The organism is Bacillus sp. AY18-3, assembly GCF_008042305.1.
GTDB lineage: Bacteria > Bacillota > Bacilli > Bacillales > Bacillaceae_G > Bacillus_A > Bacillus_A wiedmannii.
The window spans coordinates 291,108-309,842 of sequence record NZ_QKQR01000004.1; the positions used below are offsets into that span (position 1 = coordinate 291,108).

Annotated in this window: 19 protein-coding genes and 1 pseudogene; 17 read left to right on the forward strand and 3 right to left on the reverse strand. The window is 34.7% G+C overall.

The features are described 5' to 3' along the window. The first annotated feature begins 6 nt into the window (after positions 1-6). Positions 7-834, forward strand: a complete 828-nt coding sequence (locus tag DM800_RS04100; protein WP_147786474.1) for an MBL fold metallo-hydrolase — start codon at positions 7-9, stop codon at positions 832-834. Between the two features lie 174 nt (positions 835-1,008). Here the strand turns inward: DM800_RS04100 and DM800_RS04105 are convergent, their stop codons facing one another. Both DM800_RS04105 and DM800_RS04110 read right to left on the reverse strand, forming a co-directional pair. Further along, positions 1,009-1,425 carry an SRPBCC family protein gene (locus DM800_RS04105; protein ID WP_147786475.1) on the reverse strand — a complete coding sequence of 139 codons (417 nt, stop codon included), beginning with the start codon at positions 1,423-1,425 and terminating at the stop codon, positions 1,009-1,011. A gap of 79 nt (positions 1,426-1,504) precedes the next feature. Further along, on the reverse strand, positions 1,505-2,515 hold the full coding sequence (locus DM800_RS04110; RefSeq protein ID WP_147786476.1) for an aldo/keto reductase: 1,011 nt from the start codon (positions 2,513-2,515) through the stop codon (positions 1,505-1,507). A gap of 287 nt (positions 2,516-2,802) precedes the next feature. On the opposite strand from DM800_RS04110, the pseudogene DM800_RS04115 reads away from it, so the two are divergent. From DM800_RS04115 to DM800_RS04125, 3 genes and pseudogenes are all read left to right on the forward strand, one after another. After that, positions 2,803-3,102: pseudogene (locus tag DM800_RS04115) on the forward strand (cyclopropane-fatty-acyl-phospholipid synthase); the annotation flags it as partial. A gap of 201 nt (positions 3,103-3,303) precedes the next feature. Next, entirely contained in the window at positions 3,304-4,365 is a 1,062-nt protein-coding gene (locus tag DM800_RS04120; protein WP_147786477.1) for an oxidoreductase, read from the forward strand. Between the two features lie 32 nt (positions 4,366-4,397). After that, entirely contained in the window at positions 4,398-5,135 is a 738-nt protein-coding gene (locus DM800_RS04125; protein ID WP_147786478.1) for a GntR family transcriptional regulator, read from the forward strand. Between the two features lie 65 nt (positions 5,136-5,200). On the opposite strand, the gene DM800_RS04130 is transcribed toward DM800_RS04125, so the two are convergent. Then, positions 5,201-5,545, reverse strand: coding sequence for a winged helix-turn-helix transcriptional regulator (locus DM800_RS04130; protein ID WP_000860825.1), 345 nt, complete (start codon positions 5,543-5,545; stop codon positions 5,201-5,203). 577 nt (positions 5,546-6,122) lie between these two features. Here DM800_RS04130 and spxA point away from each other — a divergent pair. From spxA to DM800_RS04195, 13 genes are all read left to right on the forward strand, one after another. Then, the gene (gene spxA, locus DM800_RS04135; protein WP_000236196.1) at positions 6,123-6,518 is read left to right on the forward strand and encodes a transcriptional regulator SpxA; all 396 of its coding nucleotides are present in this window, start codon (positions 6,123-6,125) and stop codon (positions 6,516-6,518) included. A gap of 30 nt (positions 6,519-6,548) precedes the next feature. Continuing rightward, positions 6,549-6,683, forward strand: a complete 135-nt coding sequence (locus DM800_RS04140) for a BA3454 family stress response protein (RefSeq protein WP_000573513.1) — start codon at positions 6,549-6,551, stop codon at positions 6,681-6,683. A 194-nt stretch (positions 6,684-6,877) separates the two neighbouring features. Beyond that, complete coding sequence (gene saiR / locus DM800_RS04145) at positions 6,878-7,291, forward strand: Rrf2-family transcriptional regulator SaiR (RefSeq protein ID WP_001083471.1); 414 nt, start codon at positions 6,878-6,880, stop codon at positions 7,289-7,291. Between the two features lie 124 nt (positions 7,292-7,415). Beyond that, positions 7,416-7,751: an IDEAL domain-containing protein gene (locus DM800_RS04150; RefSeq protein ID WP_000987459.1), complete on the forward strand. Its 336-nt coding sequence runs from the start codon at positions 7,416-7,418 to the stop codon at positions 7,749-7,751. A 94-nt stretch (positions 7,752-7,845) separates the two neighbouring features. After that, positions 7,846-8,529, forward strand: a complete 684-nt coding sequence (locus DM800_RS04155) for a DUF3888 domain-containing protein (RefSeq protein WP_142291786.1) — start codon at positions 7,846-7,848, stop codon at positions 8,527-8,529. Positions 8,530-9,546: 1,017 nt separating this feature from the next. Continuing rightward, entirely contained in the window at positions 9,547-10,866 is a 1,320-nt protein-coding gene (locus tag DM800_RS04160) for an aromatic amino acid transport family protein (protein ID WP_046954708.1), read from the forward strand. Positions 10,867-10,973: 107 nt separating this feature from the next. Beyond that, positions 10,974-11,396 carry an STAS/SEC14 domain-containing protein gene (locus tag DM800_RS04165; protein ID WP_255446936.1) on the forward strand — a complete coding sequence of 141 codons (423 nt, stop codon included), beginning with the start codon at positions 10,974-10,976 and terminating at the stop codon, positions 11,394-11,396. Between the two features lie 195 nt (positions 11,397-11,591). After that, positions 11,592-12,104, forward strand: a complete 513-nt coding sequence (locus DM800_RS04170; protein WP_179955664.1) for a heme-degrading domain-containing protein — start codon at positions 11,592-11,594, stop codon at positions 12,102-12,104. A 346-nt stretch (positions 12,105-12,450) separates the two neighbouring features. Next, positions 12,451-13,935, forward strand: a complete 1,485-nt coding sequence (zwf, locus tag DM800_RS04175; RefSeq protein ID WP_147786481.1) for a glucose-6-phosphate dehydrogenase — start codon at positions 12,451-12,453, stop codon at positions 13,933-13,935. Positions 13,936-14,058: 123 nt separating this feature from the next. Continuing rightward, entirely contained in the window at positions 14,059-14,952 is an 894-nt protein-coding gene (gene gnd, locus DM800_RS04180; RefSeq protein ID WP_060487783.1) for a phosphogluconate dehydrogenase (NAD(+)-dependent, decarboxylating), read from the forward strand. A gap of 51 nt (positions 14,953-15,003) precedes the next feature. Then, positions 15,004-15,672: a fructose-6-phosphate aldolase gene (gene fsa / locus DM800_RS04185; RefSeq protein WP_147786482.1), complete on the forward strand. Its 669-nt coding sequence runs from the start codon at positions 15,004-15,006 to the stop codon at positions 15,670-15,672. Positions 15,673-15,939: 267 nt separating this feature from the next. After that, positions 15,940-17,481, forward strand: coding sequence for a gluconokinase (gene gntK / locus DM800_RS04190; RefSeq protein ID WP_147786483.1), 1,542 nt, complete (start codon positions 15,940-15,942; stop codon positions 17,479-17,481). 136 nt (positions 17,482-17,617) lie between these two features. Beyond that, positions 17,618-18,679 (forward strand): lactonase family protein, encoded by a 1,062-nt coding sequence (locus DM800_RS04195; protein ID WP_147786510.1) that lies wholly within the window; start codon positions 17,618-17,620, stop codon positions 18,677-18,679. The last annotated feature ends 56 nt before the right edge of the window (positions 18,680-18,735 follow it).

Genomic DNA, 18,735 nt, shown 5'->3' on the forward strand with positions numbered 1-18,735 from the left:
GGAATTATGATGAAAAATTTCGTTTGTACAACGTGTGGTGTGCAGTATGCAGCGGGTGTAGAAGAACCGGTGAGTTGTCATATTTGTGATGAAGAAAGGCAATATGTTAATCCGAAAGGGCAGTCTTGGACGACTTTAGAAAACTTGCAAACAGATGATACATACAAAAATGAAATAATTGAAGAAGAAAATGGGCTTTATAGTATTACGACAAAACCAGGGTTTGCGATCGGTCAAACAGCATTTGTAGTGAAAACAGAATCATATCGATTATTATGGGACTGCATTACTTATTTAGATGAAATGACAATTGCGAAAATAAAAGAGCTTGGCGGATTAGATGCAATTGCATTGTCTCATCCTCATTATTATTCAACGCAAGTAGAATGGGCAGAGACATTTGATGTACCAATTTATATACACGAAGATGATAAAGAGTGGGTGATGCGCCCGAGTAGTCGTATTATTTATTGGTCTGGTGAGTCTTTACAATTAGCTGATGGATTGGTCATTCATCGTTTAGGAGGTCATTTTAAAGGTGGATCTGTCTTACATTGGGAAGAAGGTAATGATGGAAAAGGAATTTTGTTAACAGGTGATATTATTCAAGTTGTAGCGGATGAGCGATGGGTAAGCTTCATGTACAGCTATCCAAACTTAATTCCATTACCAGCGAGAAAAGTGGAAGAAATGGTGAATCGAGTGAAGCCGTTACAGTTTAATCGTTTATACAACGCTTTTCATCGAGTAGTAAAAGAAAATGCAAATGAGGCAGTTGAACGTTCTGCTGAAAGATATATTAAGGCGGTAGAAGGAAAGTTGTTTCATACGTAAAAAGTAATTTGATAAGCGGCAAAGCACTGGATGCTTTGCTGTTTTTATAGTGCTGAAACGTCGTTATTTGTCGGTAAGTCGATATCCTTTGTCGAAACGTCGATATAATTTCATATACCTGAAAACAATGAAAAGCAAAGCGATATCGCTCTGCTTTTCATTGTTTTTAGTAGATCAATCTAGAAATGCATGCTGCAATGCTTTGAGCCCATCGCTATAGATGCCATGAAACAGATTAATTGCCTCTTCATCACTAACCTCAACAGGAGTGAACGTACCTGACCACTCTACTAACGATGTGTTACTTTCGGTACCTTCTTTAACTTGGATTGTAGATAGATAATTAGTGACTGGAAATGGTGCATTCATAATTGAATACGTGTAGTAGCGTTCCTTATCATTGAATACTTCTAAGCGTTCTATAATTGTTTCACCATCTGGATTAGCTAGATGACGTACACGACCGCCTTCAGTTAATTTACTGCTAGGTATATAAGGTAACCAGTCTGGAAGGGAGTTGAAACCTCCGATTAATTGCCATACTTGTTCAGGTGAACCGAAAATTTCCATAGATGTAGTAGTATGTGCCATATTCATTACGCTCCTTTTTATCCCGATATTTGCGAGCAAATAATCAGTGGGGGATTGCCCCACTGATTAAGGTTTCAATTTATTTTACGTTGATTGGTAGTGGTGCATTAGGTGCTACTAGTTTTTGTTCGCGCATTTCTTCCCAGAATGCTGCTGGAATTACTGTGTTTAAGGCGTTTTGGTCTTCTACAATTCGTTCCGGTTTACTTGCACCAGGAACAACGGCAGCAACTGCTGGATTCGCTAGTGAAAATTGTAATGCTGCAGCCTTGATGCTAATTTCGTGACGATCTGCAAGAGCTTTGATTTTCTCAACTTTTGCAATAATTTCTAGTGATGCTTTTTGATATTCGAAGTGAGCACCTCCAGCAAGAATACCTGAGCTATATGGGCCACCAACAACAATATCCATATTATGCTTTACAGCTGCTGGCATTACTCGTTGTAAGGCACGCTCGTGGTCTAGTAATGAATAACGACCAGCTAGTAAGGATATATTTGGCTTAGCTTCTTCTAAATCAAGCATAAGTTCAATTGATTCAACTTTGTTTACTCCAAGTCCCCAGCCCTTAATGACTCCTTCTTCACGTAAACGTGTTAGCGCACGGAATGCTCCTGTTCGAGCCGTTTCAAATTGTGAAATCCACTCATCACCATAAAAGTCTTGTGCTAAATCATGAATGAAAACAAAGTCTAGACGATCTGTTTTTAAACGTTTCAAACTTTGCTCGATAGAACGGAGTGTTGCATCTGCGCTATAGTCATTGATCATTTTATTTTTACGGCCAAATTCGAAAAGTCCGCCTTTTTCACCTAAATCACGTGCAGATGGATCTTCTAGTTCATCTGAAATCGTTCGACCGACTTTTGTGCTTAAAAAGTAATCATCACGATTTCTTTTTGATAGTGCTTCACCAAGACGAATTTCTGCTAAGCCAGATCCATAAAGTGGAGCTGTATCAAAGTAACGAACACCATTCTCCCAAGCAGCATCCACTGTAGCGATTGCTTCTTCTTCTGGGATATTACGGTACATATTTCCTAGTGGTGCTGTACCAAAACCGATTTTCTCTTTTAGTAATTTACTCATTATAGATATCCTCCTAAAATGTATTTAAAAATTAATTCATCATTGTGAATGGATGGGAAAATTAAAACATGTCATTTTATCGTCTGACAAAATGCATGATAAAAGTATTGAAACAGCTAAAAAATACTCACTTTAAAGTACGGGTACTAAAAGGTGATTTCTAATACTGCATGACTTACTCAACTCTTACAAATGCTATTATGAAATGTATTTTACATAATGAAAAGTACGTACTTTAAAGTGATATAGATACTAAAAAGTAATACAGGTACTTTTTAGTGCCGTACTACTCATCTGCTGTTAACGAATTAATCACGAACATGACAAATGAACAATTTTTCATTGTTGATGTGGAAAGCTTACGTAGACATTACGGGAAAACATTACAACATTGGGCTCGAAATTTTGAAAACGTACTAGAGGAAGTTCGCAAAACGAAAGATGAGCGATTTATTCGTATGTGGCGCTTATATTTAAATGCATGTGCAGCTTCATTTTTTACAGGTAATATTGATTTACATCAATTTGTATTTACAAAAGGTATTAATGATACAATTCCGATGACACGTTCTTATATGTATGAATAAGAGAATGTAAGCTAATAGCTCTTTACTTATCAAGTTTAAATAAAATGATGGTAGGACATAAGTCTATAACTTAAAGTCGGGATGGAAATCAAACAATGATTTCTATCTCGACTTTTTTAATATATAATTGCAAAATCAAAACTATATACTTTTGATAATAAAAATAGAATCGAAAATTTATGAGCAAGGAAGTTGAAGAATATGACATTAACAATGGGCTTTATTGGATTTGGAAAATCAGCTAACCGCTATCACTTACCGTATGTAAATACACGTAAAAATATAAAAGTAAAAACGATTTTTGCAAGGAAAATTAATGAAGAATTAGCGGCTCCATATAAGAGTAAAGGTGTTTGTTTCACTACTGATTTGGACGAATTGTTGAATGACAAAGAAATCCAAGTAGTGACAATCTGTACACCAGCACATACGCACTATGAATTGGCGAAACAAGTTATACTTGCTGGGAAATCAGTTATCGTTGAAAAACCATTTTGCGATACAGTAGAACATGCGAAAGAATTATTAGCTTTAGGACGAGAGAAAGGTGTAGTAGTTATGCCTTATCAAAACCGTCGTTTTGATGGTGATTTCTTAGCAGTTAAGCAAGTTATGAAACAAGGATTCCTTGGTGATATTGTTGAGGTTGAATCACATATTGATTATTTCCGTCCTGGTTCAATCACTCACGAAGGTCCAAAAGAAGAAGGTTCATTTTATAGTTTAGGTATTCATACGATGGACCGTATGATTTCATTATTTGGCCGCCCAGATACGGTAACATACGATATTCGTAATAATGAAGTCGAAGGTGCGGTTGATAACTATTTCGATGTTGGTCTACATTACGGAAAGCAGCTGAAAATTAAACTAAAAACGAATCATGTTGTAGCGAAAGATTATCCACGCTTTATCGTTCATGGAACAAATGGATCGTTTATTAAATACGGTGAAGATCAGCAGGAAAATGATCTGAAAGCGGGTATTATGCCTGAGAGTGCAGGATTTGGTGAAGATTCGCCGATGTACTATGGAATTGCTAAATATCGCAATGCAAACGGTGATTGGATTGAAAAACAAATTAAAACGCCGCTTGGTGATTACGGTCGTTTCTATGATGCAGCGTATGAAACAATCGTAAATGGTGCGCCAAAACTTGTGAAAGACGAAGAAGCGGTAACGAATATTGAAATCTTGGAAAACGGATTTGCCGCTCCATCACCTTCAGTTTACAAACTTGAGGCTTTAAACTTGGATGAATAGAAGAGGGAATACAGCATAAAGGAGGTATGGAAATGGCAAGCGGATCAACACAAGTAAAATACCTCGGCATTTACCAAAAAATTAAACAGCAAATTTTAGACGGCGAATATAAAATTAATGAAAAAATTCCAAGTAGTCCCGTCCTTGCTGAAGAATTTGGCGTTTCAGCCCTTACTATTAAAAAAGCGCTGGATTTGTTAGTTAGAGATGGCTACATCATTCGCCGGCGCGGAAGTGGAACGGTGGTTCAAGATTGGCGTCAACAGGAAAAAGCACGAATGATTCAAACTTTAACAGGTACGAAAGCTGTTTACGGCAGTGAGGTAGAAAGTAAAATTATCAAGTTTACGATTGTAGGTGCTGATGAAATAGTTGCTGAAAAATTGGGTGTTTCAGTCGGTGATTTTGTTTATAAAATCATTCGCCTCCGCATCATTCACAGTATTCCAACGATTATGGAGCATACATGGATGCCTATTTCGGTCATCCCAGGTGTTGAAGCTTCGGTTTTAGAGGAATCAATCTACTCGCACATTCAAAATAAACTTGGACTTGAAGTGGGAACATCCGTTGTTAGGGTCAAAGGGGTTCGCCCAGATGATCAAGAAAAGCAGTTTATGAACTTAACAAATCAAGATTTCCTAATGAGAGTTGAACAAGTGGCCTACTTAACGGATGGACGAACTTTTGAATATTCTTATGCGGATCATCTACTGGAAACCTTTGAATTTGAAACAGTCATTACCGCAAAAAAATATAAAGAGGCATAAAAAATAGGTTGGGGCACGTATTACCTCAACCTATTTTTTTGTCTTCAATATAGTAGGAACAGCTACTATTCATCGGCTGTAATAAGCATGGACGTATTCCCGTTTTTTTCAAGGTGAACTTCTCCCCAAGTGCAGAGGGAATCGAGTATGGCTCCTAAAGAGGAACCGTAATCTGTTAAAGAATACTCTACTTTTGGTGGTACTTGGTCATACACTTTTCTTTGGATTACATCGTCTTCTTCTAGTTCCCGTAATTGTTGTGTTAGCATTTTTTGTGTAATACCAGGCATTAAACGTTTTAATTCGCTCGTTCTTTTTGTTCCTTTCTTTAAATGGCAAAGGATAACAACTTTCCACTTTCCACCAATAACTTCTAAAGTCGCTTCTACAGGAATATTATATGTTTTCATAAAAAAACTCCTTTGATGAATTTAGATTACAGTTTTGGATCTAAATACGTTGTAATACTAAAATTATTTCTTTTTAGTGCCTATAACACTTTAAAGTGCGTACTATTTATTGTGATAAATATCGTTCATAATAACCGATGATGTAAGAGGGAAGTAAGCAGAACTGCACTAGAAAGTTTATACGTTACTTTTTAGTATCTATAACACTTTAAAGTACGTACTTTTTATTAGGCTAAATATAATCCATAATAGCACTTGTAAGCAAGAAATGAATAAAATGTATTTTGAAGTGCATTGGAAATTGGTTAGCATAACACTAGGGACATTCATACAAAAGAAAATGATTTTTTACAGTAATAGAATTAATCCAAGACTTAACAGTTGATTAATAGAACTGTAAAGTTTAAAATTACAGTATAGTTTTTAGAAGTGAGTTGCTATTGTTTGTAAAAAACAGATAAATTAAATATTGTCGAATAAAAAATATAACGTGTATTTCATTCTAAACTGTAATTTTTTTTAATACATTTCAATAATCTATATAATAATTTAAAAAGTAAAGGAGTGTGTGTAAAATATGGTGATTTTATATACGACAGCAAGCTGTAGTTCGTGCCGAAAAGCAAAAGCATGGCTTGAAGAACATCAAATTGATTATACCGAAAAAAATATCGTATCAAATTCGCTTACAGTTGATGAACTTAAATCTATTCTTCGTTTAACTGAAGATGGTGCTACCGAAATTATTTCAACTAGATCTAAAACTTTTCAGGAATTAAATATAAATATTGAGGCGCTTTCGCTTAATGAGTTTTATAAATTAATAATTGAGTATCCTCAAATGTTACGTCGTCCAATTATGCTGGACGAAAAAAGATTACAGGTTGGTTTTAACGAGGAAGAAATTCGCAAATTTTTACCGCGTAGCGTTCGAACATTTTTGAATATTGAATTGCAAAAAATGGCTAATTAATAAGTAATATTTTGAAAGGAGGAAACAGAAGTGATTGAAGTATGTGTTACAGTTAATTATAAAGATAGAAACTATCACACAAATGTTATTGTGAGTAAAGATACGATTTGGACAAAAATTAAACAATTGGCAGAAGAACAAGTTAAGAAACAGTGGACTGTTTAAATTTATTTGCAACTTAAAAAGCTACATGAAGTTAGGAGATATAGGGGAGTTCTGATAGAATATAAAGGGATTTATTTTTTCATGCTAAGCATGATTCTTATATGTTTTAACGTTTGACTAACCTATCTGTAATATTTATGGCTACAGTATGTTACTAAGCGAGAAATCATATTTTTTATCGTAGGAGGACAACGATGAACAGCGACTTTACCTTGGCCATTCACAGTTTAACTTATTTAGCTTTACAGCCAGATCGGATGTCAACAAGTAATGCTATTTCAGAAAGTGCAGGTGTTCATCCAGTACGCATTCGCAAAGTGCTAAGTTTGTTAAAAAAACATAAGTTTATACAATCAAAAGAGGGAACTGGTGGAGGTTTTATTTTTGCCCGTGATTTAAGTGAAATTAATCTTTGGAATATGTATCAAATAACCTCTGAAGGTGCATTGCAGCCGAAGTGTCCAGAATCAAATGATCAGTGTATTGTAGGTTCGAACATGCGGAAAGTTCTTTTTGCTATTTTCTTAGGTGCGGAAGAACATCTAGGTGAATATTTAAAGAATTATACAATGAAAGAAGTTGTTGACCTTATTAATCAAGAACGTTAAGCGGCTTAATTATTATGTAGCCGTGAGTTCTTAAAAAACAACTGTAATAAAAAGAATTACAGTTAAAGTTAGTTTTTATATCTTTTTTATCGTTACAAAAAATATTTATAAGAAGGTGAAAAGTATGATGTCAAATAATAATCATGTTTTAAAAGTGGGAGATTGGGTTCGTGGAATATCAAATGAGGGTGAATTCATAGTTGGTTACATTGTGTCACTTGATGAAGTGGAAGATGTAGTTACAGTTAGCATTGTGAAACGTGACGACAAGTACACAATGAACGAAGCGATTTTACTCTTTAGTAAACACGTTAACAAACTCCCTGAATCAAAAGTAATAAATAAGGAGCAAATCCTTTATCTTATAGACCTTGCATTATTAACAGGGGATGAAGAATGGTTTATTGAGCTCTCTGCAAAATTAAACTTGATAAAAGAGCTAGTTAATGAGGGGTTTTAAAGATTACATTATTCGTATTTAATAGGTTTAATGGTGTAATAATCAATAATATCATCTCTTTTGTTGCATTTTAATAAAAGAGGTGATTGATGGTATGAAAATAAAAATAATTAGCATCATATATCTTCTGAGTTTTTTATTACCCTGTATTTCTGCTCAAGCAATTGGAAAAAGTGAAAATGAAATCAACGAATATTTTGACATAGATTTAACTGGTTATGAACTTTATTCGTTTGGTGACTTTAATCAAATAGGTTATAAGATAACGCCGCTTACTCAACTGTTTTTAGGTATAGTTCAAACAGAAGGTGAATGGATTGATGAACCACGATTATATATTAAGGGGACTAAAGGTTATTTTCATCTTTGGAAAGAGGATGGTACGAATGTTCTTTATACCGTTGAACAGAAAAGTGGTTTTTGGAAAATTATAAATGTAAATAGAAAAAGGATTAACAGAATACCTGTACCAAAAAAAAATTTAAAAGAAGTAGTAATTAATCTTTTATTAGAACCAATAAGTAAAGAAGTTGAAAAATATTATAAGGAACCGAAGCTTTGGTACCGAGGTTCTGAAAAAATTGTTGAAATAACAAAAGACGAAGCAAATTATATTTTCTATGTAACTGTGCAAATTCAAACTTTTGAAGGGGCACACAATCCGCCTTATGGAGAGGACACAATTACTTTTCGTATAAAAGGAAATGAAATAAAACCCATTCAATACAAACATAGAAATATCCCTGAAGAAGATTTGAAAAAACTAAAATTAAGATGACATTGAAGTGATTCGTTTGCCTACACCTAACAATGATAATGATGTAAATAAGCTGTCCATATATGGGCAGCTTATTTTATTTTTTCGTTTAGCGAAGATTTTTGCGAAATGTTAGCGGTTCTCTTATTGTCATCAAGTTAAAATATGTATTTTCCTAAAAATGTATATGAATGCAATGTTGATAATATATAACCTAAAAATTGGTTTATGCATTTAAAAAGAAATTTCTTTTTAACCACGTTAATTATTTATTAGAATATCTTTTTAAAATCAAAATAAAATTTTTAGATAAAGAAGAATATAAAAATTTTTAAAATGAGTATCTTGAATAAACAATATTTTACTGTGTTTTTTGCTGATTAATTCCGTTATAAGCGATAGGAACAAGGGTTGCATGCTAACTGTAAATTATTATCCATGTAAAATTATATCCATTGAATATTTCTGAAAATATAAAAATATTAATTTTATAAATATACACGTTATAATGAGGGCGTCGAGAGAAATTTTATGATCTCTGGAGAAAATATAAAAAATGCGATTAATAGAAAGAAAGGCGTGTGATTAGAGGCGAAATGTATGTAAAGTGCTTCAGTGGCTTGTGTAATCAATACCATAAATGCTGCCGAAGTTATGAAAGTGATGTATAGAATTGAGAAAGAAATGCCTCATAAATGAAGAGAGGCCGGTTTATCTAAAATTACTGTTACAAGTAAGTAAGAGAAACCATTAAAGTAACACACTGTTATTAGAAATGTTGCAACGTATTTATGAAGTCTATTCAATATTGTTCTCTTAAGCGGTCTTTATATAAAGAGCGGATAGTACGAGTAAACTTTTTTGTGAACGCTAACATTTATGTTAGGACGCTAACTAGCGAATGTTTCAATTTGGATTCATTATGATGAAGGACATACAATGTGGGGCAACTTGTAAGGAATTTATTTTCCGAAAAAAGGGAATGTTCGTTAGCTATAAAGAGATACGCAAGAATAGGATACAAGGGGGAGTTATTATATGAACGGGAATACTGCAAAGAAAATAGAAGTTCAAGCTGAAAATATCGCACTAGAAAATGAGCAATATGCAGATCCGAAAAAGTGGCATAAGCAGGATACTACATGGGCATTGAGCCTATTTGGAACTGCAATTGGAGCAGGGGTGCTCTTTTTACCGATTAATGCAGGTTCAGGTGGTTTATTATCATTACTACTAATTACATTGCTTGCATATCCAGTTATGTATTACTCACATAGGGCACTTGCTAAAATGATATACGCTTCTAATTCTGCTGATGAGGGGATCACAGGTACAATTAGAGAGTATTTCGGAAATAAAGCAAGTATCATTTTTAACATCGTATATTTCGGTTCAATTTATACAATCGTGCTAATGTATTCGGTTGCGCTTACAAATACTGCAAGTAGTTTTATCGTGCATCAATTGCACATGCCAGAGCCTCCAAGGGCTATTTTATCACTTGTATTAGTTCTTGGTCTTATCGCTATACTGAATTTTGGTCAAGATATTACTGTAAAGATCATGAGTATGCTAGTGTATCCTTTCATAGCTTCTCTACTGTTTATCGCAATATCTTTAATTCCACAGTGGAATACGTCAATGCTTAGCTTTTCAGCTGTTTCTACTGCTTCAACAGGAACAGGATATTTTGGAACGATACTGTTGATTCTACCAATCATCGTATTCTCATTTAATCATTCACCTATGATTTCATCATTTGTTGTGAAACAGAGAGCTACGTATGGAATAGAAGCTACTGATGCTAAATGTGCGCAAATACAAAAAGTTTGTTATATCATGACATTCGCTGTAGTTATGTTCTTCGTTTGGAGTAGTACATTAAGCTTGACTCCAGAAGATTTGAAAATGGCAAAAGAGCAAAACTTATCAATCCTTTCATATCTTGCTAATGAGCTTAATTCACCTGTAATTACGATTGCAGCTCCAATCATTGCTTTTGTGGCTATTACAAAATCTTTCCTTGGCCATTATATCGGAGCATTTGAAGTAATGCGTGACATGATTATTAAGTTCGGTAAATCACGTGGAAAAGTTATTGAAGAAAAAACAATTAAAACAATCGTCCTTACTTTTGTTGTATTATCATGCTGGTTTGTTGCTTATACAAATCCAAGTATTCTTGGACTTATTGATTCTCTAAGCGGTCCATTAGTTGCTGCTATCTTATGTCTATTACCGATGTATGCGATTCAAAAAGTACCAGTACTAGCTAAATACAAAGGGAAAATGAGTAACGTATTTGTTATTATTGTAGGTGTACTTACTGTTTTAGCAAGTATTAAATCATTATTCTAATTCACGATTGTTAGTTCTAATGCAAAATAGAACGATTTTGGGACAGGTTTCTCCGTTTGGAGAGTCTGTCCCTTTTTAATGCGTTACAGTTTGATCTTATTGATTTTATGAGGGATTCACGCATAATTGTAACTAAGGGAGATGATTTCAGATTGAGTAAACTGAATATTAGTACAACGGTTTCCGGAGATATAATTGTTACTCGTCTTATAGGCAAGATTAAAACAGATGATGTTTATGAATGGTTTAATCGCTTCGAGCAAGTTTGTCAGCAATTCATTTCCGAGGGACGGAAATACAAATTGCTGGTAGATAGAAAAGGGTACACGCCAGATCATTTTTCTGTTCAAAAAGTATGGAAAGATAAGTTTTTCAATGAAACGATTTTGAATCACAGTAAGGCAATTGCTTTTCTCCTTGAAGAAGGGGAGATACTGAATTATTTACAACAATCTAATACAAAAAAATATGTAAAATTTTTCGATGATTATGAACAAGCATTCCTTTGGTTGAATGAATATCCTAGATAAAACTTTTAGTGAACCAGTTGCTTGTAAGTAGTAGCTGGAAGAAAACTTCTATACGAAATGTTTAGCGCTAGAGGACATACATTTTTAGTGCGTTAAATATAATTCATAATAGCACCAAGAAGAAAAGAATAAGCTTTACGTTATTAGTTATATGGAAAGTCCGTACGGTAGGGTCGCATAATTTTAAAAATAGCAATGTGGCATAAAGTGAGTAAGGGGGATAAACATATGAGTACTTCAAATTTGAATGAAATAAGTAAACAAATTTTAATAGAGGAGGAAACACTTCAATTTTCCTCTTTTACAAATGAAGATGCACTGCAAATAGGTTTATTTATCGTTGAAACAGCGAAAAAGGAAGGGAAATTGATTGCTGTTGATATAGCGAAAAATGGTGTGCAATTATTTCATTTCAAGATGACGGGGACAACTGAGGAAAATACGAAATGGATTGAGCGTAAAAAACGAGTTGTTTCTTTGCACAATCATAGCTCGTATTATATGCAAATACAAAGTGAAATAACGGGTGTTCCATATAATGAAAAGTATCTTTTAGATAGGTCGGATTATGCTGCGTTTGGTGGTTGCGTTCCTGTGCAAATAAAAGATGTAGGAGTTATTGGAATGATAACAGTTTCAGGGTTACCACCAGAAGAAGATCATGAATTAGTTATAAGGGCAGTTAAAAATCATTTAAGGCATTCATAAAAATAATTCAGTACATGAACATATTTTTAATAAGATGTTACGAAATGAAAAATCTTTAATTCAAGACACTTTCCTTGACGATAATAATCTATGTAGTTAATATGATAGACATAAAATAACCTAATTACTTTTTGTAATTGAGTTATTTTATGTAAGTGTAACTGAGTAAGTAGGATGTGGGGAAAATGCTTTGAATTGCCACTATTAATATTGGGGACAATTAGAAAGCGACAAATATAAAAAATTAGAAGTTAAGAAGTAAGATTGGATCAACAATAATAGTAGCTTCTGTACAATGCATTCTTACTATATTGGCAATGACTATACATCACGAGGAGGACTGAAATTGGAATCGATGACCTTTGTTTTATTTGGAGCGACAGGGGATTTAGCGAAAAGGAAAATTTACCCCGCGCTATATAACTTATATAGAGATCAAAAGCTTCCAAAGCCAATATCTGTTATCGGGCTTGGAAGACGTGAAGTATCTCATTTAGATTTTCAAAAAAGAGTAAAAGAATCCATAGAAACTTTTTCTCGTCGCAGAGAAGAAGGTACTCCGAAAATAGAAGATTTTTTAGAGTATTTTCGTTATTGTCCGTTAGATGTGAATAAGCCAGAAGATTATAAAAGGTTATTACAAGTAGTACATGAAAGGGAAGAAGAACAAAATATACAAGGGAATAGAATGTTCTACCTTTCAGTTACTCCTGACTTCTTTGAGACCATTGCTTTAAATATTAAAGAAAGTGGACTTGATAAAACAGATGGATGGAAGCGTCTAATGATTGAGAAACCGTTTGGTCATGATCTTACATCTGCCCGAGAGCTGAATGATAAGCTTAGTCGAACGTTTGAAGAAGACGAAATATACCGTATTGATCATTATTTAGGTAAACCGATGGTTCAAAATATTGAAGCACTTGAATTTGCAAATCCTGTTCTTCAATCGATTTGGAATAAAGAACATATAGCGAATGTACAAATAACAGCTAGTGAAACGGTTGGGGTAGAAGAAAGGGCAGCATATTATGATCATGCAGGAGCCATTCGCGATATGGTTCAAAATCATATGCTGCAAATATTAATGATGACTGCTATGAATCTGCCGGAAAAGATTAATGCATGTGAAATTCGTGAGGAAAAACGAAAAGTGATGGAGACTCTTCGTAAAGTGAAAAAAGAAGACGTTCAAAACCATATCATTCGCGGACAATATGCTTCAGGGGAGATAAAAGGACAACAAGTTGTGGCGTATAGAGAGGAGCCAGGAGTAAATCCTTCTTCTCAAACAGATACATTTGTTGCGGCTCGCTTATGGATTGATAACCCATTTTGGACTGATGTTCCTTTTTATATACGAACAGGAAAAAGAATGAAAGAAAAGTCTACTCGTATTGTAATTGAGTTTAAAAATACATTAAAACAGCAGTATCAAGATAGTAATCCAAATGCAGCGCCTAATTTGTTAATCATTGAAATTAGCCCAAATGAAAATGTTTCACTCCAATTAAATAGTAAAAATCCATTGAACAATGGAGAGCTTGAACCGATCCGTATTCATTTTACTTGTGAGCAAACAGGTGTGGGAATACCTGAAGCTTACGAAAGGCTTATCTATGATGCTGTATGTGGAGATTCTACATTCTTTGCACACTGGAGAGAAGTTGAATTGTCATGGGAATGGGTGCAGCCAATACTTGAAGCATTCGAAGAAAACTTGTTACCACTTCATGAATATAAGTCGGGTTCGTATGGTCCAGATGCTGCAAATGCTCTATTACAAGAAAGTGAGTTTAAATGGTGGTTAGATGAGGAAGTGAAAAAATAAGTACATTCTTACATGAAGGTATTTCATACGTTTCTTTATATGTAAAACAATATGACAAAAAGATATTCATCATTTTATTAACATGTATTTATGATGAAAGGTAATTCAAGGAGGAATTATATTATGAGAGTAGGATTAATTGGTTTAGGTAAAATGGGATTAAATTTAGGGAAGAATTTAATGGATCATAAACATGAAGTAGCAGCATTTGATTTAAATACGAGTGCAGTGGAAGAAATGAAAGAGTATGGTGCTACAGGTGTATCTAGCTTAAGTGAACTCGTTCAATCATTACAATCACCAAGAATTCTTTGGGTTATGGTACCACACGCTGTCGTTGATTCTGTTATTGATGAAGTTACACCATTGCTATCAAAAGGAGATATTTTAATTGAAGCTGGTAATTCACATTATAAAGAGTCAATTCGCCGATATGAGCAACTAAAGAAAGATGGCATTCACTTTATGGATGCAGGAACTTCTGGCGGAATGGAAGGCGCGCGTAATGGAGCTTGTTACATGATCGGAGGAGATCAAGAAGCTTGGGACATCGTTGAACCTATCTTCCGTGATACAGCTGTAGAAAATGGATTCTTATATGCAGGAAAAGCTGGTAGCGGTCACTTCTTAAAAATGATTCATAACGGAATTGAATACGGAATGATGGCTGCTATTGGTGAAGGATTTGAGGTTTTAGAGAAGAGTGAATTTGATTACGATTATGAAAAAGTATCAAGAGTATGGAACAACGGTTCAGTCATTCGTTCATGGTTAATGGAATTGACTGAAAACGCATTTTCTAAAGATGCAAAACTGGATGAAATTAAGGGCGTTATGCATTCTTCTGGTGAAGGAAAATGGACAGTAGAAACAGCATTAGACCTTCAAACAGCAACTCCTGTTATCGCAATGTCTCTATTAATGCGCTACCGCTCATTAGACAATGATACATTTACAGGAAAAGTTGTAGCAGCACTGCGTAATGAGTTTGGCGGACATGCAGTAGAAAAGAAATAAACATTTTAAAAGTATAACTCGTTAATGTTTAAAAAATGGAGGGAATGAATTATGAAGTTTTTTATTGATACTGCAAATCTTGAGGACATAAAAAAAGCATATAAACTTGGAGTTTTAGCCGGCGTTACAACGAATCCTTCTTTAGTAGCGAAAGAGGGCATTAAGTTTGAAGACCGTATTGCAGAAATTTGTCAGGCAGTGTCTAAAGTTGAATCTGTTTCGGCAGAAGTAACTCCAGATGTTGTAGAAGCTGAAGAAATGATCTCTCAAGCAGAAGAACTGATTAAAATTAACGGTGGTGATAAAAACATCACGATAAAACTTCCGATGACGCTAGCAGGATTAGAAGCTTGTCGCTACCTTACTGAAAAAGGTGTGAAAACGAACGTTACACTTATTTTCACTGTGAACCAAGCCCTTTTAGCTGCTAGAGCAGGTGCAACGTATGTTTCACCATTTTTAGGTCGCCTAGATGATATTTCTGAAGATGGCGTACTATTAGTTGCTAAAATAGCTGAATTGTTCGATATTCATCAATTAGATACACAAATTATTGCGGCTTCTGTTAGACATCCAGACCATGTCACTCGTGTAGCAATGGCAGGTGCTCACATTGCAACAATTCCTTATAAAGTAATTGAACAACTTGCTATGCATCCATTAACAGACCAAGGTATTGAGAAGTTTGCTGCGGATTGGGCGAAGGCGCCTAAGTTATAAGGAAGTAAAGTTTACACAAATTGCTTTTTCACGAGAGGACCAATCTCTATGTAACTTCATCCTTTAAAATAAATCTCGAGTTTGGTACCTTATTACGTAAAAGCAGCGATATGAAAAGACACCATGCATTTTCAAAACAGCACAATGGTTATAAAAAGGATCCCCTTATGAGAGTGAAGTTTATGAAAACGTAGCTCTCATAAGGGAGCGTCTTTTTGTAGACACCATGGTGCTCTTTTGTTATAGGAATGATTTGAAAGGGGTTACATAGTGAGTTCGAAATATATGATTGGTGTAGATATTGGGACAACTAGTACAAAAGCAGTTTTGTTTTCGATCGATGGATCTGTAATTGCAAGCTATGGGATTGAATATCCTTTATATTCGCCCGCACCAGAAATAGCAGAACAAGATCCAGAAGAGATTTTTCAAGCAGTCATACATACGATTAAAGAGACTATACAATCAAGTAATGTACAGCCAGTTGATATTCTTTGTGTTTCTTTTAGTTCGGCAATGCATAGTGTCATTGTTGTAGACGAAGCAGGGAAGCCGTTAACGAGATGCATTACTTGGGCAGATAATAGAAGTGCAAGTTGGGCAGAAAAAATAAAGAATGATATGAATGGTCATGAAATTTACCTTCGTACTGGAACACCACCCCATCCTATGTCACCACTTTCGAAATTAGTTTGGCTTAAAAATGAACATGCTGATTTATTTGCAAATAGCTATAAATTCATTTCTATTAAAGAATATGTTTTCTATAAGTTATTTAAGGAATATGTAATTGATTATTCTATAGCATCAGCAACAGGAATGTTCAATTTGAAATCTTTAAAATGGGATGAAGAAGCTCTTCGTGTTGCAGGAATTTCGGAGGGAAAGCTTTCTAAACTCGTTCCAACTACGCACACCTTAATAGGATTAGATGAAGAATTTGCAAGAGAGATGAATGTACTTGTTACTACTCCTTTTATAATAGGAGCGAGTGATGGAGTACTATCGAATTTAGGTGTGAATGCAATAAAACCTGGAGTAGTTGCTATTACAATTGGTACGAGCGGTGCAGTGCGAGTTGTCACAAATCATCCTGTAACGGATCCGAAGGGTAGGACTTTTTGTTATGCGTTAACTGAGGACCTTTGGGTAATTGGTGGACCGGTGAATAATGGTGGTATGATTTTTAGGTGGGTTCGTGACCAATTATGTGCGTTAGAAGTTGAGCATGGGAAGCGCTTAGGAAAAGATCCTTATGAATTGCTTACTGAAATAGCAGCAAAAGTTAATCCTGGATCTGATGGTTTATTATTTCATCCGTATTTAGCAGGAGAAAGAGCTCCTTTATGGAATGCGAATGCGCGGGGGTCTTTCTTTGGGCTTGGACTACATCATAAGAAAGAGCATCTTATCCGTGCTGTTTTAGAGGGAATCATTTATAACTTGTATACAGTTCTTCTTGCTTTAAAAGAGCTAATTGGCGAACCGAAAAAAATTCAAGCGACAGGTGGCTTTGCAAGATCGGAACTTTGGAGACAGATGATGGCAGATATTTTTCATCAAGACGTATATGTTCCTGAAAGTTTCGAAAGCTCTTGTCTAGGAGCAGCTATCCTTGGTTTATATAGTTTAGGTGAAATAAATACATTACATGTAGTTTCTAATATGGTAGGTGCCAATTTTTATCATGAGCCAAACATGGAAAGTGTGGAGAAATATAAAGAATTAATACCGATCTATATTCGTTTGGCCCGTCACTTGGAAGAAGAATATGAAAGTATAGCAGCTTTTCAGAAAAAATGGGTTTAGAGGTTATTTGGCAGAAAAATATGGTAACTTATAAAGAGGTACTCCGATTTTTTAGGATATTCTTTCAATCAAAAATAGTTTTATGAACTTGGTAAGAAGTATGATGAACAAAAACTATAGGGAGAGGGTTATGAAAATGACGGATAACAAAGAGTTTATTGGATATGTTGGAACGTACACGAAAGAAAATAGTGAAGGGATATATACTTTTACTTTAAATACAGAAGCACAAAAAGTTAGTAATGTAACGCTTGCGGCTAAGCTGGATAACCCTACATATGTAACGATTAGCAAAAATAATCAATATCTCTATTCTGTTGTTAAGGAAGGCGAAGCTGGTGGTGTAGCTGCTTATTCGATTAACAGTTATACAGGAGAGCTAACGGAACAAAACAGACAAGTAGTAGAAGGGGCTTCTCCTTGTCATATTAGTGTGGATAGTGAAAACGGTACGGTAGTTACAGCAAATTACCATAAAGGAACAATTGAGTCTTTCGTAGTTAATGAAGAAGATGGAACTGTAAATCCTGTTACATCGATTATGGCAAATGAAGGTTCTGGTCCAAATAAAGAAAGACAAGAAAAACCACATGCGCATTACGCGGGATATACTCCTGATGAAAAATATGTGGTAGGCGTTGATTTAGGAATTGATAAAATCATTACGTATGAAATAAAAGATAGTAAGTTAAAGGAAGTGAATAGCTTGTCTGTGAACCCAGGAAGTGGTCCTAGACATATTACTTTTCACCCGAACGGAAAGTATGCGTATGTAATGACTGAACTTAGTTCGGAAGTTATTGCATTATCATATAATCCGGAAGAAGGGTTCTTTACAGAGTTGCAGTATATTTCTACCGTTCCAAAAGAATTTGATGACAATAGTCAAGGAAGTGCGATTCATATTTCTTCTGACGGCCGTTTTGTGTATGCGGCGAATCGCGGTCATAATAGTATTGCTGTTTTCAGTGTGGATCAAAATTCAGGCCAGCTTACATTTGTTGCACATACATTTACAGAAGGAAATTGGCCGAGGGACTTTGTATTAGATCCGACTGAAAAGTTTCTTCTTGCTACAAATGAAAAGTCACATAACCTTGTGCTATTTTCAAGAAATGAAACGACAGGTGAGTTAACATTGTTACAATCTGATGTTATTGTACCAGAGCCTGTTTGTGTGAAGTTTTTGAACGTTTAATTTGTGATTGGTAGAATTTCTATATATCCCAAAAACAGTAAAAAAGCAAAGCGATA